18 protein-coding genes are annotated in these 21,390 nt (G+C 41.3%); 7 read left to right on the top strand and 11 right to left on the bottom strand.

The window, feature by feature from the left end:
• Positions 1–430 precede the first annotated feature (430 nt).
• Positions 431–1,201 (top strand): NADP-binding protein, encoded by a 771-nt coding sequence (locus ND6B_RS01285; RefSeq protein WP_016899310.1) that lies wholly within the window; start codon positions 431–433, stop codon positions 1,199–1,201.
• On the opposite strand, the gene hutH is transcribed toward ND6B_RS01285, so the two are convergent.
• The 3 genes from hutH to hutC are packed head-to-tail and all read right to left on the bottom strand — an operon-like array spanning position 1,198 to position 5,157.
• On the bottom strand, positions 1,198–2,730 hold the full coding sequence (gene hutH / locus ND6B_RS01290) for a histidine ammonia-lyase (protein WP_033104309.1): 1,533 nt from the start codon (positions 2,728–2,730) through the stop codon (positions 1,198–1,200). The two genes, ND6B_RS01285 and hutH, sit on opposite strands and share 4 nt — an antisense overlap.
• On the bottom strand, positions 2,727–4,406 hold the full coding sequence (gene hutU, locus ND6B_RS01295) for a urocanate hydratase (protein WP_033104308.1): 1,680 nt from the start codon (positions 4,404–4,406) through the stop codon (positions 2,727–2,729). The genes hutH and hutU overlap by 4 nt, the downstream gene beginning before the upstream one ends.
• Before the next feature lie 22 nt (positions 4,407–4,428).
• On the bottom strand, positions 4,429–5,157 hold the full coding sequence (hutC, locus tag ND6B_RS01300; protein ID WP_033104307.1) for a histidine utilization repressor: 729 nt from the start codon (positions 5,155–5,157) through the stop codon (positions 4,429–4,431).
• Between the two features lie 110 nt (positions 5,158–5,267).
• Between hutC and hutI the strand changes: the two genes are divergently transcribed.
• Together hutI and ND6B_RS01310 are read left to right on the top strand one after the other, a co-directional pair.
• Complete coding sequence (hutI, locus tag ND6B_RS01305; RefSeq protein WP_033104306.1) at positions 5,268–6,515, top strand: imidazolonepropionase; 1,248 nt, start codon at positions 5,268–5,270, stop codon at positions 6,513–6,515.
• 59 nt (positions 6,516–6,574) lie between these two features.
• Entirely contained in the window at positions 6,575–8,299 is a 1,725-nt protein-coding gene (locus tag ND6B_RS01310) for a GGDEF domain-containing phosphodiesterase (protein WP_033104305.1), read from the top strand.
• 6 nt (positions 8,300–8,305) lie between these two features.
• On the opposite strand, the gene ND6B_RS01315 is transcribed toward ND6B_RS01310, so the two are convergent.
• Positions 8,306–9,355, bottom strand: coding sequence for a formimidoylglutamase (locus tag ND6B_RS01315; RefSeq protein WP_033104304.1), 1,050 nt, complete (start codon positions 9,353–9,355; stop codon positions 8,306–8,308).
• Position 9,356: 1 nt separating this feature from the next.
• Positions 9,357–9,854 (bottom strand): ribonuclease E activity regulator RraA, encoded by a 498-nt coding sequence (gene rraA, locus ND6B_RS01320; protein WP_008115004.1) that lies wholly within the window; start codon positions 9,852–9,854, stop codon positions 9,357–9,359.
• Positions 9,855–10,281: 427 nt separating this feature from the next.
• On the opposite strand from rraA, the gene ND6B_RS01325 reads away from it, so the two are divergent.
• Positions 10,282–12,162 carry a methyl-accepting chemotaxis protein gene (locus ND6B_RS01325; RefSeq protein WP_033104303.1) on the top strand — a complete coding sequence of 627 codons (1,881 nt, stop codon included), beginning with the start codon at positions 10,282–10,284 and terminating at the stop codon, positions 12,160–12,162.
• Between the two features lie 70 nt (positions 12,163–12,232).
• Here the strand turns inward: ND6B_RS01325 and ND6B_RS01330 are convergent, their stop codons facing one another.
• The 5 genes from ND6B_RS01330 to priA form a co-directional block, all read right to left on the bottom strand.
• On the bottom strand, positions 12,233–12,607 hold the full coding sequence (locus tag ND6B_RS01330; protein WP_008115008.1) for a gamma-butyrobetaine hydroxylase-like domain-containing protein: 375 nt from the start codon (positions 12,605–12,607) through the stop codon (positions 12,233–12,235).
• 65 nt (positions 12,608–12,672) lie between these two features.
• Entirely contained in the window at positions 12,673–14,001 is a 1,329-nt protein-coding gene (gene hslU / locus ND6B_RS01335; RefSeq protein WP_013463899.1) for an HslU--HslV peptidase ATPase subunit, read from the bottom strand.
• A 12-nt stretch (positions 14,002–14,013) separates the two neighbouring features.
• A complete protein-coding gene (hslV, locus tag ND6B_RS01340) occupies positions 14,014–14,532 on the bottom strand; it encodes an ATP-dependent protease subunit HslV (RefSeq protein WP_008115012.1) in 519 nt (172 codons plus the stop codon).
• 80 nt (positions 14,533–14,612) lie between these two features.
• Positions 14,613–15,140 (bottom strand): SPOR domain-containing protein, encoded by a 528-nt coding sequence (locus tag ND6B_RS01345; protein WP_008115014.1) that lies wholly within the window; start codon positions 15,138–15,140, stop codon positions 14,613–14,615.
• Between the two features lie 20 nt (positions 15,141–15,160).
• The gene (priA, locus tag ND6B_RS01350; protein ID WP_024602143.1) at positions 15,161–17,344 is read right to left on the bottom strand and encodes a primosomal protein N'; all 2,184 of its coding nucleotides are present in this window, start codon (positions 17,342–17,344) and stop codon (positions 15,161–15,163) included.
• A gap of 230 nt (positions 17,345–17,574) precedes the next feature.
• Here priA and rpmE point away from each other — a divergent pair, with 230 nt between their 5' ends.
• Both rpmE and ND6B_RS01360 read left to right on the top strand, forming a co-directional pair.
• Entirely contained in the window at positions 17,575–17,790 is a 216-nt protein-coding gene (rpmE, locus tag ND6B_RS01355) for a 50S ribosomal protein L31 (RefSeq protein WP_008115018.1), read from the top strand.
• 524 nt (positions 17,791–18,314) lie between these two features.
• Positions 18,315–19,556 (top strand): malic enzyme-like NAD(P)-binding protein, encoded by a 1,242-nt coding sequence (locus ND6B_RS01360; protein ID WP_013463901.1) that lies wholly within the window; start codon positions 18,315–18,317, stop codon positions 19,554–19,556.
• A 67-nt stretch (positions 19,557–19,623) separates the two neighbouring features.
• Here ND6B_RS01360 and metJ read toward each other — a convergent pair whose 3' ends face one another.
• Positions 19,624–19,944 carry a met regulon transcriptional regulator MetJ gene (gene metJ, locus ND6B_RS01365; RefSeq protein WP_008115021.1) on the bottom strand — a complete coding sequence of 107 codons (321 nt, stop codon included), beginning with the start codon at positions 19,942–19,944 and terminating at the stop codon, positions 19,624–19,626.
• A 198-nt stretch (positions 19,945–20,142) separates the two neighbouring features.
• On the opposite strand from metJ, the gene metB reads away from it, so the two are divergent.
• On the top strand, positions 20,143–21,390 hold the full coding sequence (gene metB / locus ND6B_RS01370; RefSeq protein ID WP_033104302.1) for a cystathionine gamma-synthase: 1,248 nt from the start codon (positions 20,143–20,145) through the stop codon (positions 21,388–21,390).

Below are 21,390 nucleotides of genomic sequence, written 5' to 3'. Positions count from 1 at the left end.
TCAATAAAAAGATCTTCATTTAAAACAGAAAAATGAGATCTCGCTCATAAAAATAGCGTTATGTAACGAAACTTGATTCAAACTGCAGATAAACAGACCCTAAAGATATGGTGCTGAATAAATTAAAAACAAGAGCAAAGCGCTTAAATTTCACCCTTAAACGCCTTGTTAGCAGCCATCGTTTTTTAAAGCTTAAATTGAGCAATCGTTTTATATATTACTCTCGGTAAGTCACTTAAGTCATACGCTTTATCTGCAGGTATGTAATGAATGGTTGCGGTATCATTAAAGAGATTACTAATCGAAAAAAAGCGTGTGTTAATATCTTCTGCAACCAGCGTTTGCTAATATTATTTTTAGTCGCATAAAGTTAATTATATTTTTTATCGCTATAAAACGCGTTGATTGAGTTTTAATAAGGGTAAATAAAGTGCAAACCAACAAAGATAATTTAGTCGTTCTTGGCGCTGGCTGGCTTGGCCAAGCCTTATGTATTGATGCACAAAAACAAGGTTGGCAAGTGCAGGGGACTCATCGAAGTGACACTCATCAATTTGATTTTGAACGTCAGTTTGTTTTACAAAACGGTGAGTTGCAGCACCAAGTTGATTTACAAAATGCGTATTGGGTCTGTGCAATCCCGCCTCGCAGTCGAGATAGCGAAAGTGATTATCCGCAAGTGCTTGAGCAGGCGTTAAAGCTGGCAACTGAGCTTAATTGCAAAGGCTTTTTATTGTGCTCATCGACTGGGGTGTATGATCAAGAACCTGGCGTTTATAGTGAAAGCAGCGATATATCAGGCACTAACGAGCGACAAATAAAGCTGTATGACGCTGAAGAGCAAGTGCTTGAACAGCAAGGTAAAGTGCTTCGCTTAGCCGGATTGTTGGGGCCAAATAGAGAGCCTGGTCGTTTTGTGGCGGGTAAAGAACTCAATACCTCTAGTCAGCAAGTAGTGAATATGGTGCATCAACAAGATGTGATCAATGCTATTTATGCGGTCCTTAATAACTGGTCGCAAGGACAGAGCATTTATAACGTGGTGAATCCAGCGCACCCGACCAAAGCAGATTATTATGCGCAAAAGTGTGAGCTGTATGGCACACAAATGCCGAGCTTTAGTAGTAATGAGGTCGCTGAGCGCAAAGTTATTGGCTCAGCGATAGAAGCACTGGGTTTTAGTTATCAGTATGGTATTTAATAAGAAGGTAAGGGGGAGTGGCTTATGAAGTCACACAACTTGCCTTCACTTAGTAGCGTGTTGGCCGCTTCAATATCGGGAGCAAAATACCGGTCTTTGTCGTAATAGCTAACATGTTGGCGTAGCAGTGCTTTGGCACTTTCTACTTTATCACATGCGCGTAGTGGTGCTCTAAACTCAAGCCCTTGGGCAGCACTGAGCCATTCTATGGCCAGTACGCCTTGCGTATTATTAGCCATATCAACTAGTCGTCGTGCTGCAAACGTTGCCATAGAAACATGGTCTTCCTGATTTGCTGAAGTCGGTAAGCTATCTACCGAAGCAGGGTGTGCTAAGGATTTGTTTTCAGAGGCCAGTGCAGCCGCGGTGACTTGAGCAATCATAAATCCTGAATTTACCCCACCGTTTTTTACTAAAAATGGCGGTAATTTAGATAAATTAGAGTCAATCAATAGAGCAATACGTCGCTCAGCTAAGGCGCCAATTTCAGCAATAGCAATCGCCAGGTTATCAGCGGCCATAGCAACGGGCTCAGCATGAAAGTTTCCGCCTGAAATAATATCCCCTACATCGGCAAATACGAGAGGGTTATCGGTTACTCCGTTTGATTCACACAGTAGTACTTCGGCGGCTTGACGTATTTGGGTTAAACATGCACCAAGAACTTGCGGCTGGCAGCGCAGGCAATATGGGTCTTGTACTTTTTCACAATTAATATGTGAGTCACTAATTTGTGAGTGGGTATCGAGTAATTCTCTAAATACGTGAGCCGTATCTATTTGCCCTTGCTGACCACGAATGTCATGAATACGCACATCAAATGGCGCGCGACTGCCCATGGCCGCTTCTATACTGATAGAGCCAATAACACAGCTTTGTGCGTACAAGTCTTCGGCTCTAAATAAGCCTTGTAGTGCAAATGCAGTGGATGCTTGGGTGCCATTCAATAAGGCTAACCCTTCTTTTGCAGCTAATGTTAGTGGCTCAAGCCCCGCAATTTTTAGCCCTTGTGTAGCGCTTATCAGCTCACCTTGATAACGCATTTTACCCTCACCTAATAAAGGTAAACACATATGCGCAAGCGGTGCTAAATCGCCCGATGCACCCACTGAGCCCTTTTTAGGCACGCAAGGGTAAACTTCACTTTTAAGCAGCTGCATAAAAAACTCAAGCACAGCTAAGCGAATACCAGAATAACCGCGCGATAAAGAGTTTATTTTTAGTGTGATCATCAATCTAACGGTGCTGTCATCCATTAACTCACCAATACCTGCGGCGTGTGAAAGCACAATACTGCGTTGTAATAGTTCGAGTTCATCGTCAGCGATTTTAGTATTGGCCAATAACCCAAAGCCAGTATTAATACCATATACAGTGCGATGTTCGTTTATCACGTTTTGGACTGTTTGAGCACTGGCAGCTATTTGCGCCTGTGCATCATTGGCCAGAGTTAAGTGTATGGCTGATTTGTTAATTTTTCTTAGCGTGTTTAAGTCAAGCTGACCCGGTTTGAGTGTATATGAAATCATGACTTGTCCTCATTAAGCATTGGTAGGTCTAGCTGCTGCTGTTGCGCACAGTTTTTTGCAATTTCATAACCCGCATCAGCATGGCGCATTACACCGGTGGCGGGATCGTTCCATAATACTCGAGCAAGACGCTGCTCTGCTTCATCAGTACCATCGGCAACAATCACTACGCCTGAGTGCTGGCTAAAACCCATACCTACACCACCGCCATGATGAAGCGATACCCAAGTAGCACCGCCTGCGGTATTAAGCAGAGCATTTAATAGTGGCCAATCGGAGACCGCGTCGGAGCCATCTTTCATACTTTCAGTTTCACGGTTAGGACTGGCAACTGAGCCTGAGTCGAGATGATCTCGTCCAATAACTACCGGCGCTTTAAGCTCACCGCTTTTAACCATATCGTTAAAGGCAACAGCAAGGCGCGCTCTATCTTTTAAACCGACCCAACAAATACGTGCAGGCAAGCCTTGAAATTGAATTCGCTCACGCGCCATATCAAGCCAATTATGCAGGTGTTTATCATCTGGAATGAGCTCTTTTACTTTTGCATCGGTTTTATAAATATCTTCAGGATCGCCAGATAGCGCTACCCACCTAAATGGACCAATACCTTCACAAAATAATGGACGAATATACGCAGGCACAAACCCAGGGAAATCAAATGCATTACTCACGCCTTCTTCTAGGGCCATTTGACGAATATTATTGCCATAGTCGGTTGTTGCTGCGCCCGCTTTTTGTAGTGCCAGCATCGCCTTTACTTGGACTGCCATTGACTGTTTAGCCGCTTTTACAACTGCTTGTGGGTTATCGATTCGCATTTTAGCTGCGTATTCCATACTCCAATCTTGTGGCAGGTAACCGTTAAGTGGATCATGAGCTGAGGTTTGATCGGTAACTATATCGGGGGTCACCCCACTTTTTACTAAGGTACTAAACACATCGGCGGCGTTACCTAGTAAACCCACAGAAAGCGCTTCACCTTTTATGCAAGCATCTGTTATTAATTTTAGTGCATGCTCAAGATCTGTGGCTTTTACATCGACATATCCTGTTTTTATCCGAAAATCGATACGGCTTTCATCACATTCCACCACCAAGGCACTAAAGCCTGCCATAGTAGCCGCTAATGGTTGTGCGCCCCCCATACCTCCAAGGCCACCCGTTAATACCCACTTACCTTTAGCATTACCAGCAAAATGCTGTTTTGCCATAGCCACAAACGTTTCGTAAGTGCCTTGCACTATGCCTTGAGAGCCAATGTAAATCCAAGACCCAGCGGTCATTTGGCCATACATCATCAAGCCTTTTTTATCTAACTCGTTAAAGTGCTCCCAGTTTGCCCAGTGCGGTACTAGGTTTGAATTGGCAATTAACACACGTGGTGCATTGCTATGAGTTTTAAATACACCCACCGGTTTGCCTGATTGCACTAATAGAGTTTCGTCATCTTCTAGGCGTTCAAGCGTTTCAATTATTTTGTCATAGCTTGGCCAATCACGGGCAGCACGGCCAATCCCGCCATACACCACCAAAGCTTGAGGGTGTTCGGCAACATCAGGGTCTAAATTATTCATTAGCATGCGTTTAGCCGCTTCGGTTTGCCAGCTTTTGGTGGTTATTTGATTGCCATGTTGCGCGCGTATTGTGCGCTGTGTGTCCAGTCGATAATTCATTGTTCACTCCTGTTAAATAGTATTAAGCGTTATGCGCTTTATTATTATTTTTAAATGTTAATTGCCCGCCCAAGCGGTACTTACTGCCCGGCGATATAAGTCGTGCAAAGCTAACAATCCCGTTAACCGACCAAGTGCGGCGTATTACTTGTAAGCATGGCTCTTCGTTATACAGGTTAAGCCATTGACACATTTCATTATTTGGCGTTATAGCCTCTACGGTGTGCCTTGCTTGTGTTAAAGGGGCAACCGTTGATAGGTATTCGTGTGGGGTGAGAGCGGTAAAATCTTGTTGTAAATAATCCTTTGCAAGTAACGGGTTTACAAAGCGTTCTTCAACTTGCAAGGGGCTGTCATTTTCGTTATGAATAATGACACTTCGGTACACCACACTATCTACCTCAACACCTAAAGCAATAGCAATTGGCGCCACGGCATTGATTGATTCCAACACCTGTACTGTGCAGCTGTAGTTTCCGTTTCGCTCTTTGACTTCATGCGCAATGTTTTTTATTTCCAGTAGTGATGACTGCGACTTAAAGCTTGCGACAAAAGTACCTAGCCCTTGGCTACGGGTTAAAATGTCTGTATCAGTTAGCTCACTTAACGCTCGACGTGCGGTCATTCTGCTTACCGCAAACTGCTTTGCTAGTTCATTTTCTGAGGGCACGCGTTGGTTTTCAAGCCAAAGCCCACTGCGTATTTTGTCCACAATAAACTGTTTTATTTGTGTAAATTTAGGTGTTGGCATAGACGCTTTTGGTGTATTAAAAATAAACAATACTTAATAAGATGGCATAATTACCTTGTATATACAAGATGTGTTGTTAAACTCGTTTGAACATTATCGCGGAGAAACTTATGCAAGCCACAGAGTCTACAGAACAGTTAAATGATATCGATTTATTGCTCACAGATGCCAACATTGCGACCATGGATAGCAATATTGATGCGCCTTATGGGGCGATAGAAAATGCGGCATTAGCTATTAAAAATGGCAAAATAGTGTGGCTAGGTAAGCAAGCTGACTTACCTCATTTTGATGTGTTAGCCACCCCGATATTAAGTGTAAAAGGGCAATGGTTAACCCCAGGCTTAATTGATTGCCATACACATTTAGTGTTTGCCGGTTCTCGTGCGCAAGAGTTTGAGCAGCGTTTGCAGGGCGTGAGCTATCAGCAAATAGCCGCGCAGGGAGGGGGAATAGCAAGTACAGTTAAAGCAACCCGAGAGGCTGACCACGAACAGTTATTTGTAGCAGCAAAAGAGCGTTTAAATGCATTGTTAGCTGAAGGGGTGACGACGGTTGAAATTAAGTCAGGGTATGGGCTTGATATAGACAATGAGAAAAAAATATTGGAGGTGGCTAGGCTGTTAAATCAACATCACCCCATTGAAGTAGTTAACACCTTTTTAGGGGCACATGCGCTACCTTTGGAGTTTAAAAACCGCAGTGATGATTACATAGATTTGGTATGCAATGAAATGCTAAGCACGCTTGTTGAACATGACCTAGTGGATGCCGTTGACGTATTTTGTGAAGACATTGGCTTTAGCTACGCACAAACTCAACGCGTATTTGATGCAGCTAAAAAACAGGGTTTGGCAATCAAGTGTCATGCCGAGCAATTATCAAATCAACACGGTGCAGCGCTGGTAGCACAATACAATGGCCTGTCGGCTGATCATTTAGAATACCTTGATGAAGCAGGCGTTAAAGCTATGGCAAACGCAGGCACTGTGGCGGTATTACTGCCTGGGGCTTTTTATTTTTTAAAAGAAACGAAATACCCACCAATTGAGCTGTTAAATAAATACAAAGTACCCATTGCGATCGCCAGTGACTTTAATCCCGGCACATCACCATTATGTTCGTTGCAATTAATGATGAATATGGCCTGTACCTTATTTAATTTCACCCCAGAGCAGGCATTAACTGGCGTAACAGCACATGCGGCTCGTGCTTTAGGTTTTACTGATAGAGGGGTGTTAAAAGTTGGCGCTCGCGCAGATATAGCTCATTGGCAAATTGACCATCCTGCACAATTAAGTTATCAGTTTGGGGTAAATAAACTGTTAAATCTATGGATATTGGGTAAACTTAGTTAGTTTGTATAAAATTAACTCTTAAACCTATGTTTTATTTAATGTCAGTGAGTACGTCAGCTATGGATGGAACGTTATTGAGCTACAGCAATTTAGCTATTTTTTTAAGTGGTGCACTTTTAATGGCAATGGTTGCCACGCTATTAACCGTTAAAAGTAACGTAATGAGACTCAGCTTTTTATGTACTGGGCTGATTGGCTTAGCTATGGTGAGTAGCGCAATACCTTGGCTCTCTATTTTACTAGCGCTAGGTTTTGGTTTTAATTTATATCAAGCGAAGTTACAAAAGCAAAAAAAACCATTTCTTATCAGTGCCTGTGCAAGCGCATTACTTGCTTTATTGTTAATAGGGTATCTCTTTTTTACGCTGCATTTAGCGTGGTTGCTCATGGCTATTTTACTGCTCTCAGTCAGTGGTTTTTTAGCTGATAATGAGCCTAAAGCTACTGCGCCTTTAAAGCCACAAACCGAGCCTGAGGTGTATGTTGAAAACTCACCCTTAGCCAGCTTCCCCGATAAACAACAGTTACGTCAAAAGTATAATGAGCTTACTGATGAAGGTTCATTCAGAGCCGCACTTATTGTATTAAGGCTAGAGGGGTTTGCGCAGGTAAATCAACATATTGGACGAGATTTTGGTGACTTATTGTTGTCGCAGTCGGCAAATCGAATAAAAGACTTACTAGACAGTGATGAAGTGTTGTTCCTTGCTCCGCACGCTAAATTAGCGCATTTAGGCGGCTTAAATTTTGCGTTTATTTGTGATCTACAAAGCCATAATCATTTACATCAACAGCTTATCAAGCAAATTATTGGCGCTACATTAAAGCCCTTTAACGTGGCAAATTGCACTATTGAAGTAAAGGTAAGAGCCAGTTATGTTCATTGCGATCAACAAAGTACGAACTTTGATGATTTAATTAGTCATGCTTACTTGGCACTTGATAGTCAGCCAAGTAAACAAATAGTGGCTTATCATCAACAAATGACGGTTGAGCATTTAGAGCAACAAGCGCGATTAACAGAGCTTGCGAATATCAGCTTTGCTGATGAGTTTGAGCTGTTTTTTCAACCCGTTATTCGCAACGGCGATGGCCAAATTGAGTTTTTAGAATTGTTATTACGTTGGCAACACCCCACGCAAGGCACCTTATCGGCAAGCCGATTTATAAATGATATTAGAATTGCAGGGCTTGGTTATTCACTGGCTACCTTTGTTATAGAGCGTGCTGGCGAATTAGCCATGGCACTTCGTATGGAAGGGATGTCGGTGCCTTTGAGTGTTAATTTATTTGGCCCAGAAATGCTCAATGAAGAGTTTGTTGATTTTGTTTACGGAGTCATTGGTGAACATCAACTAAGGCCAGGCGATTTAATTATTGAATGTCCGCTTCATGTTTTTACCAGCCTCGATGATAAAGGCAGAGCCATGATCGCAAGGCTTAACAGTTTAGGTTTAAAAGTATGCGTTGATGGCTTGGGAGATAACCCCGTATTACTGTCTAAATTACCAAGTTTAGCGGTGGAGTATATTAAGGTATCTCCTGCCTTAACTGCTGACTTTAGTAATCAAAATAATATACGCAGCTTAGTAAGCGGTATGGTAGAAATGCATAATCAGCAACAAACAAAAGTGATTTTTGAAGGTGTTGAAACACTGGACCAACTTAAATTTGTGAAAAGTTTGAAAGCTTATGCCTCACAAGGCTACTACTTCGGACACCCTTTAAGTAGCTTAGGGTTAATGAGTTGGTTTAAACAGTGGTTACAGGCACAAGAAGACTAGGGAAGATTAGATTTTTTGCTTTGTTTGTAGGTAGGTATTTACTAAGGCGCTGATAACTTGACCACATTGTAATTTACCCGCAGCAAGAGAGTGAGGATGTTGCGACGGTGCTGCTTCGCATAAATGTAAATAAGCACTGTGATGATTACTTGCAGCTAAATAAACATAATGCTCGCCATCGCTAACATCAAAACCGCAATAATTAAATGCGCTTGCAGGCATGTTGGTTAGGCTATCTAAATCAACTTCTATTCCCAACGGTGCGTTATCAAATGCGTTTAGTGCATTGTTAGTTGCCTCCGTTAAACTTGTTTCTCGCCTAACATTAATCGCTTGATAGCTGGTGAAACTAAATTTTGCACTTTGCATCGCATTAAAAATTTGTTGATTATTTTTAAGCTCATGTAAGCCAATTACATGGTAACTGTTAAGGTGCTGCTCTTGATAGGCGTAGTGAAAACCATTGCCACTGTGTCTGCCTTCACACTCTCTAAAGTCGGCATGGGGGTCTAAATTAATGGCGTTAATTGCGCTGTTTTTATATTTTGCAAGCGAGCGAATAATACCTAAGCAGTTATTATGTCCGCCACCAATAATGATGGGTTCAAGACCGGCTTTAAAAATCATGCTTAAAATTGCTTCAACCCGCACATCAATCTCAGCGCACAACTGACGTAATTGATCTAAATCGAGAGGATTTTGGTTATCAAGCGGGTGTGCTTGTTCCATTAAGTCATCGAGGTTTACTTCGCCAAGCAGTAACACTTTTTGCATGGCAATAGCGTGATTGTGAGGTTGGTTTAAAAAGTGTTGTAAAAAAGCGGGCCAAGCATGCTGTGCTCCGCCTTTACCTAAATTGGCTCTAGGTCCAATGTCTTCGCAAACGCCCAGTAAAACAAAGCGCATACCAAACTGTGCAGCATCAGTAAGCGCTTGTTGTATATTAACGTTTGCGTCAAGTAATGCCATTGACTGCCACGCTTTTTGTTCACCTGCACGGTTAGAACAAATGCGCTTGAGCGTGCTTTCGTTATATACTTTAAGGTGTGCTGTCACGCTACAGTTCTATTATTTCTAGCTCTAATTCTTCAGCAGAAAGTACAATACCTGTACTGTCGGCATAAACAAAATCATCATCGAAAAATGATACACCCGCAAAGTTAACGCCTATGCCGCTTTCACCCGCGCCTTCACTGTCAGCTGCAACCGGAATTGATCCAATGGCTTGAATTCCTAAATCCAGTTCTTCAAGTTCATCAACATGGCGCAGTGCACCATATACAATAATACCTTGCCAATTGTTTTCAAGTGCCAGCTCAGCCAGTTCAATATCAATTAAGGCTCTGCGAGTGGAGCCTCCACCATCAATAAGTAAAATCTGATCTGTACCATCTTGAGAAAGCAATTGACGGATCAGTTCATTATTTTCAAAACATTTTACCGTTTTAATGCGGCCACCAAAACTGTGTCGACCACCAAAGTTGATGAACATAGGTTCAAGCACGTCAACCACATCAGCGAAATGGTCACATAAATCAGAAGTGCTGTAATCCATTATTTTATCCTCAAAAGATACATAAGTTAGTAACTTAGTATACCCTCCTTATATTCAATAACAACGACTTAATTGCAGTAAATTTAGCCAGAAATAGAACTAAATCAATAACACGACTCATAATTTTTTAATAAAATTGTCATCTTTATAAATAAATATTTTAAAGCTATGGACTGAGCGCTTATAAGTGCGAGAGATTTAAGTTCTGATTGGCGAGACTGTTAAAATTAAACAATACTGTGATCAGGCCGATGATTATATTGTCCATTTGTATAAAGGGAGTTTGTTAATGGTTAAATTTTACTGGTAGCCCTTTTTTATGGTTTTTAATGATAGGCATTATTGTTTATTTCATGTAACAAAATTATGTTAATACAAGAAAGCATCACGTTATACTGAACTGGCAAATTTAATATAGGTATTTACAATGAACTTTTTACAGAATCTAACGATTAAACGTCGTTTACAATTTAACGCATTAATCGTTGGCTTAGCTATGATTGTTATGCTGTGCATCATCATTTATGAAGCACGTATTATGCTTAAATTAAATGAAACTATTCAGTACGCTGAAGAGCTAGATGTGCATGAGCTTTCGATGCGTAAATACGAAAAAGACTTTTTGTTTTACAAAGATGAGTCTAGTTTAGAGCTATTTGCACAAGAATATAAAAAACTACAATTTAAACTAGAAAAGCTATCTGTTTTATCTGCAGATTTAAATATTGCTACGGCTCAGGTCAATCAATTTTCTACGTTAGCCCAACAGTACTATGACGACTTTCAAAATGTTGTAAAACTGCAGCGTAAAATCGGGTTGCACCCAAAAGACGCTTTATATGGCGAGCTGAGAGAAGCAGTTCATAAAATAGAAACATTGCTTAGTGAGCAAAATAATTACCAATTACTCACCACTATGCTACAGCTGCGTCGAGCTGAAAAAGATTTTATGCTACGTTTAGATACCAAGTATTTAGATCGATTTAATAAATTAGCAAGCGAGTTAAAACAACAAGTAAATGCTGCAGAGTTACCCAATAATACACGTAATCAATTAGCCACGTTAATGACCAACTACCAAAATAAATTTACTGCATTGGTAGAGGCGCAGGTGGAATTAGGCGTCGATTTAAATTCGGGTGCTCTAGGGAAAATGAGAATAAGCGTCAAGAAAAGTGATGAAGTGGTCACTTTGATCACTAATGCGACTAAAGAGCAAGTAACTGAAACGGCGCAGCAGGCGCAATTATTGGCAATAGTCATTTTTATAATTGCTAGTATCATCGTTATGCTGCTTGTGTACTTAACCAGTCGTTCAATTATCCAACCTATAGAAAAAGTTTATCAAGCAATAGATAAGATAAGACAAAACAATGACTTAAGCTTGTTTATAGAGCATAAAGGGAAAGATGAAGTAACGAGGATGACCATAGACTTTAATAGTTTAATTAGTGACTTTAAAGATCTCATCTATGAAGTAAATACGGCTCTAACAACGCTTAATATAGCAACAGGGAATCTATCTGAAACAACCTCAGCGACTAGCTCTGGTATGCAAGAGCAATTACATGAAGCGGATATGGTAGCAACCGCTGCTACAGAAATGCAGGCAACGATTCAAGATATTTCACACAATACTGAAGCCGCCGCTAAAAAAGCTGAATCGACCAATGTAAGCGCCCAGCAAGGTCAGGTTGAAGTAGAGTCAACTATTAAGCATATTAATGCCTTATCTGATTCACTTGGTAAAGCTTCCAGCGTGGTGTCTCAGCTAGAAAAAGATGGTGAAACCATAGGTTCTGTGCTTGATGTGATACGTGCGATTGCAGAGCAAACTAATTTACTTGCTTTAAATGCTGCCATTGAAGCGGCGAGAGCGGGTGAACAAGGTCGTGGCTTTGCGGTTGTTGCAGATGAAGTGCGCTCACTTGCACAGCGCACGCAGGAGTCAACCAGCGAAATAGAAGGCATTATTAACACCCTACAACAGCGTACTCAAGAAGTTGTGAGTATCATGCACCAATGTCGTACTCAAGGTGGCGAAAGTGCTACACAAGCAACAAAAGCGGGTGAGCTGCTAGGATCAATTACCATTGATGTGCAAACTATTATGGAAATGAGTACACATATTGCTACTGCTATAGATGAGCAAAGTCAGGTGGCTTCTGAGGTAAATAAAAACGTGGTCCGTATTCGAGATATTGCAGAGGGGGCTGCGGCTCACTCACAAACTAATGCGCAAACCAGTGAAGAGGTCTCTGAGCAAGCAAGGGTACTTCATCAAGCAATTTCAAAATATAAGGTTTAACTACTAACAGAAAAAAGTGGCTTAATTGCCGCTTTTTTCTCATTTACAGAGTATAAGTTCAGACTAAATACTAGGGAACAAACTTTATGGGTACGCTGTCTTTGTTGTTTTCATGTTGTTTAACACGCTCTAAATACGTATCCCATAAGCTTGTTTGTTCAGCTTGTAATTTAGCAAAATATTGCCAGCTGAACAGCCCGCTGTTATGGCCATCGTCAAACTCTAAACGTAACGCGTAATGCCCTACCGGCGTAATGGTTTTAATGCCCACTGCTTGTTTATTTAGTACTAACTTCATAGGCTCAGATCCATGGCCTTGAACCTCTGCTGAGGGAGAGTGTACCCGTAAAAACTCAGCACTAAATATAACTTCAGAGTTATCATCAAAATAAACATCTAAATTTTTACTCACACTATGATAGTGCACTTTTGTAACTTGTTTCATCGTCATCTCGCTTACAAAAAAGCCTCCATATTGGAGGCTTTTAGTATAACTGTTTGTGTTTTCAATTAAAGAATAAAACGACTTAAGTCTTCATCTTCAACTAGCGCACCTAAGTGTTTCTCAACGTAGGCGGCATCGATAACAAGACTTGAACCCGCTTTTTCAGAAGCGTCATATGAAATCTCTTCCATTAGCCTTTCCATAACTGTATGAAGGCGACGCGCACCGATATTTTCGGTTTTTTCGTTTACTTGCCATGCTGCCTTAGCAATACGCTCAATTGCGTCGTCGCTAAATTCAATAGCGACTTGCTCTGTTTTGAGTAGCTCGCGTTGTTGCTCAGTAAGTGACGCGTGTGGCTCAGTTAATATACGTTTAAAGTCATCGGCTGTGAGTGCTTCAAGTTCAACACGAATAGGTAAACGGCCTTGTAACTCAGGGATCATGTCTGATGGTTTAGACATTTGGAATGCGCCTGAGGCAATAAACAACATGTGGTCAGTTTTTACCATGCCGTGCTTGGTATTAACGGTAGAGCCTTCAATAAGCGGAAGTAAATCACGTTGTACACCTTCACGACTTACATCTGGGCCAGAGGCTTCACCACGTTTACAAATTTTGTCTATTTCATCAATAAACACAATGCCGTTTTGCTCTACTGCAAAAATGGCCTGTTCTTTTAATTCTTCAGGATTAACCAGTTTACCGGCTTCTTCTTCAGTAAGTAACTTAAACGCTTCTTTAATTTTAAGCTTACGCTTAGTGCGTTTATCACCACCCATGTTTTGAAACATTCCCTGTAACTGGTTGGTCATTTCTTCCATACCAGGAGGAGCCATAATTTCAATATTAGGTTGAGCTTGGGCTAAATCAATATCAATTTCTTTGTCATCTAATTGGCCTTCGCGTAACTTTTTACGAAACGATTGGCGTGTCGATGAATTTTCATCGCGCTGAACTTCACCGTATTGATCTTTCGCTGGAGGCAGTAATACATCTAATATACGTTCTTCAGCCGCTTCTTCAGCGCGATGTTTGAACTTTTTAGTTTGTTGCTCTCGTGTCATTTTAATTGAAACATCAACTAAATCACGGATGATAGTTTCAACTTCTTTACCGACATAACCTACTTCTGTAAATTTAGTGGCTTCAACTTTAATAAAAGGTGCATTGGCAAGCTTTGCTAAACGACGAGCAATCTCAGTTTTACCTACACCCGTAGGGCCAATCATTAAGATATTTTTTGGCGTTACTTCTGCGCGTAAGTCTTCGTTTAACTGCATACGGCGCCAGCGATTACGAAGGGCAATAGCAACCGCTTTTTTCGCTTTAGCTTGGCCAATAATATGTTGGTCTAGCTCATGAACAATTTCTCTTGGGGTCATATCAGACATAGCGAGTTCCTATTACAATTCTTCGATAGTTTGGAAGTTATTCGTAAATACACAGATGTTGCCAGCAATTGTTAGACTTTTCTCTACAATTTCACGAGCACTTAAGTCGGTATTTTCTAATAAGGCGGTTGCAGCTGATTGCGCAAAGTTACCGCCGCTGCCAATTGCGATTAGGTCGTTTTCTGGTTGCACCACGTCACCGTTGCCGGTGATAATTAGCGAAGCTGTTTCATCAGCAACAGCAAGTAAAGCTTCAAGTTTACGCAGAGCACGATCGCTACGCCAATCTTTAGCCATTTCTACAGCAGCTTTAGTGAGGTTACCTTGGTGCATTTCTAATTTGCTTTCAAAACGTTCGAAAAGAGTAAAGGCATCAGCAGTGCCGCCAGCAAACCCAGCGATAACTTTGCCATTATAAAGGCGTCGAACTTTTCGGGCATTGCCCTTCATTACTGTGTTACCAAGAGATACTTGGCCGTCACCACCAATAACAACTTTGTCATCACGGCGTACACTTACAATTGTAGTCATGTTATTCCTCATCATCGCGCTGCAAGGGGCAGCGCGTAAAAAACGATTATGAAGAGGTTATATGGGTGAATGGTTTAAATTCAAGTCCAGCCCCAAATTCCGCAGCCGACAATATTAATTCGTTTAAGTTTGTTCTTGTCACTTTCTGCATGACGCTTGGTTTCATAAGGCCCTAAACGCACTTTGTACCAAATACCATTGCTGCCTGTGGTTTTTTTGATTTCTGAAATTAATCCTGCAAAGGCTATTTTAGCTTTTAAGGTTTCAGCTTGCTGATGGGTTCTAAATGAACCACATTGCATGACATAAGGGCCTTTTTGTTCAAGTTCTTTTACTTCAACCTGAATCTCATGCTCTTTAATTTCTTTAATAAATTTAGGTGGCCGCGGTTTAGCTATTTCTACTTGTTTTTCGGGTGTTGGATTTGCTTGCTTTTCAACAAGCTCTGGATCGGCATTGTTTTTAACAAACCAGAGTCCGTATGCAAAACCACCGATTAGTAACAAGGCAATAATGATTAACAAAAACGGGAAGGGTTTTTTAGCCGGCTCTTGTTTAGTGTTTTTTCTATTTTTTGGTTTTTTATTAATATAATCGTGCTGTGCCATGGTGTTATATGTGGCCTTACCTAAATCATGTCTGTAGGGTCTACGTCTAAACTCCAGCGAACTTTTTGTGCAAGTTTGCTAGTGCTGAGATAATCAACCATTTGCGCGAGATACTGATGTAGTATGCGTCGATCTTGCGCTTGAATATGTAATTGAAAACGATACATTCCCGCAATTTTTTCTAATGGCGCGGGGATCGGTCCGAGCAATTGTATACCAGATACCCCATTGACAGGAACCAAATCCGTGAGAAAGTCGACGACTTGCTTTATGTTATGCCCTTGTGCGCGAACAATTGCCATACTCGTAATAGGTGGCAACTGTGCATCACTTCGCTCAGTGAGTGCAAAGCGGGCAAAATCTTGATAGCCATTATTAACTAAGTCTTGTAATAACGGGTGCTCAGGAAAGTGCGTTTGTAATAATACTTCACCGGGTTCGCCAGAACGTCCCGCGCGTCCTGCAACTTGTGTTACTAATTGTGCTAAATGCTCAGTAGCCCTAAAGTCACACGAATACAAACCACTATCCACATCTAAAATAAGTACTAGGCTAACATCAGCAAAATGGTGGCCTTTTGCCAGCATTTGCGTACCAACTAAAATACGTGCGCCGCCTTGGTTTATTTCATCCAGTGCTTTTTCAAGGCTACCTTTACGCCGAGTTGAGTCACGGTCGATACGGCTGATCGGGGTGTCTGCAAATTCACTACTTAAAAACTCTTCTATTTGCTCGGTGCCCTTGCCGTTAGGAAATATTTGCGTACTACCACAGTCAGGGCATTGATGCGGTACATGATATTGATCGCCACAATGGTGGCAAATCATTTGGCCTATTGCCTTATGAAAAGTCGCACTGGTGCTGCATCGGCTACATTCACTCAACCAACCACATTCATGACAAATCAAAGTAGGAGAAAACCCACGGCGATTTAAAAATACCATCACCTGCTTTCCCCTATTCAGGTGCTGGCGCATTATTGCAAGACTGGCATGCGCAATACCGGCTCTATCAGGCTGACCTTTCATGTCGAGCAGCTTAAACTGATTATCGGTGGCGGTTTGTGCGCGCTCACTTAATGTAAGCAACTGGTATTTGTTATTAATAGCTTTATGCAGTGTTTCTAGTGCTGGCGTGGCGCTACCTAAAATAAGTGGAATTTGATGCTGATAGGCACGATACGCAGCTAAATCACGGGCATGATAGCGTAAAGTGTCTTGTTGTTTAAATGAGGCATCATGCTCCTCATCAACCACAATCATCCCGAGCTTTAAAAATGGCAGAAAAATACTCGAACGGGTACCTATAACAATGGCGCAACTGCCTTTTTCACAAAAGCGCCATGTTTGCAGACGCTCGTTATCGGTTAATGCCGAGTGCCATAACATAATAGGGGTGTCAGGAAAGCGACGTCTAAAACGATTGACCGTTTGAGGCGTTAGCCCGATTTCAGGAACGAGCACTAACGCCTGTTCGCCACGTTTTAATACTTCTTCTAGGCATTGCAGGTAAACTTCGGTTTTTCCGCTGCCAGTGACACCTTCTAGCAAAAAGCTATTAAACCCCGTACTTTGATTAATTGCAGTGCAGGCAATGGCTTGCTCTTTATTCAAACGAGGTTTGCTGCCAACCGTTGGCGAGGTATGTTGCCATTGATTGTCGTGCTCAATGGTTTGAATTATTAGCTCTTTATCTAAAAGGGTATCAATGGTTTTTTTATTAAACCCGAGGGCTTTGAGTTCGGTTAATGATGATTTACCGGATGCTGATAATTGCTTAAGCAAATTAAGCTGTGTTTTAGCTTTTAAAGACGGTAAAAGTGCCCCCTTTTCGCTTAATGTCACCATGTTTATACTGGTTTTATCAGGGCACTCACCTTGGCGCAGTGCACTGGGCAATGCAATATGAATAGTTTCACCGAGTGGATAGCAATAATAACGCGCTGTAAATTTCAGTAGCTCTAAATGCTGCGCAGATAACACCGGTGAGTCGTCAATAACTTCAATAATAGATTTTATTTTGCCTTCGGGGACTGCTGTTTCCGCTTTTAAGCTAAGAATAACCGCTACTTTACGTTGATTACCAAAAGGGACTAACACGCGCATACCAGGCTGTAATTGAGTCAGCGGTACTAATTGCTCATCCACTTTATAATCAAAGGTGCGAGGCAAGGGGACTTTTATTGCAACTTCAGCAAAACGCATAACAACTCAACCAATTAACGTAATGGTTTAATGTACTAAAAATAGCATTAAAAGCCTACCGACAAATCAGTAATGAATAGGTGTTTGCCGACTTTTTAGCAAAAAGGGTAATTAAAGCTTGTGTGCGTGCGGGTTGTTGGATAAAATTCGCGGCCAATAAATTTGTTTTAACGACGTATGGTGCCAGACTTCGGGTTTGGAGAGCGATGCGGCCTTAACTAGAGGTTCCTATGAAAGAAGGTATTCACCCTAAGTACGAAGTAATTTCTGCAACTTGTTCATGCGGAAACAAATTCGAAACTCGTTCTACTCTGTGTAAAGACATTCACTTAGACGTATGTTCTGCGTGTCACCCGTTTTACACTGGTAAGCAAAAGATTTTAGACACTGGCGGCCGTGTTGATCGCTTCAACAAGCGCTTCGGTGCACTTAGCAGCAAAAAATAATTTTTTGTTTCTATGTAAAAAAAGCACCTTAGGGTGCTTTTTTTGTGGCCAAAATTTACTTTCCTACCTGCTTTATTAGCAATTTTGTATTTATTTTTTTTGCATAACTATTTCCTGTTCTTATTCTGAGTATGCATAAACATTTGCAGACAAAACAGCCAATATTCTCTATATTTTTATTTGTTAAACTTTAAAGATGGTACTCAAATGCAGGTAACGTGAGGTTATTTGTGTTTAAAGTTAAATAAAATTCGGTATTTCACTATTTTAATTTAAGACTAAAAAATACGCTTTATAAAAATAGAACAAGGGCAAAAAGTACCTGTGTTTTTCATTTTTATGACGAATTTATATTTTAAAAATGTCAGGATAATCTAGGGAAGTTGCTGATAAATCACTTAAAATTAACAGTTCTAGCATATAACAGGATAGACCTGATATTGCTTGGAATTTAAAAATAATAAAGGTATCGTAGATTAAAACTACCTCTCACTTTAACTTAAATTGCAGGATATAATCGCGTTATGTCAGATTTTCGTGAACAAGCACTACATTACCATGCCCATCCCGTTCCAGGTAAAATCAGTATTGAGCTGACCAAGCCCGCTGAGACGGTTAAAGACCTCGCGCTCGCATACAGCCCCGGTGTCGCAGAACCTGTTCGTGAAATTGCCGCTGATCCAGCAAATGCCTACAAATATACTGGTAAAGGAAATATGGTTGCGGTTATTACTAACGGCACCGCAATTTTAGGCTTAGGTAATTTAGGTCCACTGGCTTCAAAACCCGTTATGGAAGGTAAAGCGCTACTATTTAAGCGTTTTGCAGGGTTAGACTCTATAGATATTGAAGTTAAGCACCGTACTACCGAAGACTTTATTAACACGGTGGCTAATATTGCCGACACCTTTGGTGGAATTAATTTAGAAGATATTAAAGCGCCCGAGTGTTTTGAAATAGAAAAAGCGCTTATAGAGCGTTGTAGCATTCCTGTTTTTCATGATGATCAGCATGGTACGGCTATTGTAACGGCTGCGGGTATGCTAAACGCGCTGGAAGTACAGGGCAAAGCAATTGAAGATGCAATTATTGTATGTTTAGGTGCCGGCGCTGCAGCTGTTGCCTGTATGGAGCTTTTAATTAAATGTGGCGCGTTGCGTGAACATATTTATATGTTAGATCGCAAAGGAGTTATTCATACGCGTCGTGATGACTTGAATGAATATAAGCAATTATTTGCAAACAATACCGATAAACGTACTTTACAAGATGTAATTGAAGATGCCGATGTGTTTGTGGGTGTATCGGGCCCTAATTTATTAGCCCCTGAAGATTTAAAATTAATGGCTGATAGACCCGTGGTATTTGCTTGTTCAAACCCCGATCCTGAAATCGATCCGCAATTAGCACACGCTGCACGTAACGATTTAATTATGGCTACAGGTCGCTCTGATTATCCGAATCAAGTTAATAACGTATTGTGTTTTCCGTTTATTTTCCGTGGTGCGTTAGATGTACGTGCCAGTGAAATAAACGACGAGATGAAAATTGCTGCTGTAGAAGCAATTCGCAGTATTGCTAAAGAGCCCGTGCCGACTGAAGTGCTTACTGCCGCAGGCATCGACAAATTAGAGTTTGGTGCTAAATATATTATACCAAAACCAATGGATCCACGTTTGTTACCACGTATAGCTAAAGCGGTTGCGCAGGCGGCGGTTGATTCAGGTGTGGCACAAATTGATATGCCAGAAAACTACATGGCGTAATTGTTAAGTGTAAATTAGCGCAAAAAAACCTCAGCATTTGCTGAGGTTTTTTTGTATAAAGACCCTTCTAGTCTTCATTTAAAATAGGCACTTCTAGTCCCATTTCTTGCATTATTTTCTTCACTTCTTCAGGTACTTTTTCTGCGTTATCTTTACGCAAATCATCATCATTAGGCAGCGGTTGCCCGGTAAACGCATGCAAAAACGCTTCGCATAAAAGCTCGCTATTTGTTGCATGACGTAAGTTGTTTATTTGACGACGAGTACGTTCATCAGTTAATACTTTTAATACATTTAGCGGGATCGAAACGGTGATCTTCTTTACTTGTTCGGATTTTTTCCCGTGTTCTGCGTATGGGTGAATATATTCACCATTCCATTTAGCCATAAGATGTATCGTTGCCTCAGATTATAAATTGCTCACACAGCATCAAAGCGTGTAAATATGCGTGAAATTCTATCGGTTTAAAAAAGATAGTCAAATACTAGTTATTTAGCTATCTAGACATTTAAATGTTTTGACATCTTAAATTGCATGCGCTACCTTTTAGACGTCTAAACATCCAAATTAGTAAAGGTAGCGAAAATGAGTGAAAAAAATAAGGCAACAATTGCTGTTCGTAGTGGAATAGAAGCCGACAAACAGCATGGTGCGGTTGTTCCACCGCTTTATTTATCAACAACTTACTCATTTGCTGACTTTGATACAAAGCGCCAATATGATTATGGCCGCAGTGGTAACCCCAATCGTGACATTTTGGCTGAGGCGCTCACGGAGCTTGAAGGTGGCGCTAAAGGCATTATTACCGCAACAGGCATGGCAGCCGTTCACCTAACAACACAATTACTTAATAGTGACGATACGTTAGTGATCCCTCATGACTGTTATGGGGGCAGCTATCGCTTATTTACTTCGCTAGAAAAGCGCGGCTTATTAAAACTAGAAGTGGTCGATTTTACCAAAAGCGACAGTTTGACACGCATCCTTGCTATTAAACCTAAGCTGATTTGGATTGAAACACCTAGCAATCCTATTTTACGCTTAACAGATATTAAAGCGGTAACTGATACAGCTAAACAGTGTGGTGCACTGGTTGCCGCCGACAACACATTTTTATCGCCAGCATTACAAAACCCGATTAAGTTTGGCGCTGATATTGTGGTGCACTCAACCACAAAATATATCAATGGCCATTCAGACGTTGTTGGTGGCGCGGTTATCGCAGCGACTGCTGAGTTAGGTGAAGAGTTAGCGTGGTGGGCAAATAACATTGGCATCACCGGCGCGCCATTTGATAGCTATTTAACGCTCAGAGGCTTACGTACTTTAAACGTGCGTTTAAGGCAACACCAAGAAAGTGCACTCGCCATTGCACAGTATTTAGAACGCTCCCAGTTTGTTGCCCAAGTTTACTACCCAGGTCTTGAATCACACCCTCAACATGCGCTAGCTAAGGCGCAGCAGCTTGGCTTTGGTGCTATGGTTAGCTTTGATATAAAAGGCGATATAAACGATGCTGCAGCGTTTTTAACGCGCTTAAATGAATTTAGCTTAGCGGAATCATTAGGTGGAGTAGAAAGTTTGATTTGTCACCCTGCGACTATGACCCACGCCGGCATGGACGCAACCGCGCGTGCAGAAGCCGGAGTAGGCGACACGCTTATTCGTATCTCGGTGGGTATTGAAGATGTAAATGATTTACTCGCTGACTTAGACAGGGTATTTAATTTGGTGCGCCCAGGACAAGCCGATCCCGGCCTATCGGCAAAAAGTGGTGCTAGTGAATCATTTGGTTCAGCAAAGTTAAACGCGGCGCATCCGGCGTTATGGTAG

Source organism: Pseudoalteromonas sp. ND6B (assembly GCF_000764215.1).
GTDB lineage: Bacteria > Pseudomonadota > Gammaproteobacteria > Enterobacterales > Alteromonadaceae > Pseudoalteromonas > Pseudoalteromonas tetraodonis.
Note: the sequence above shows the minus strand (reverse complement) of the source record. Positions and strands in the feature narration are given on the sequence as shown.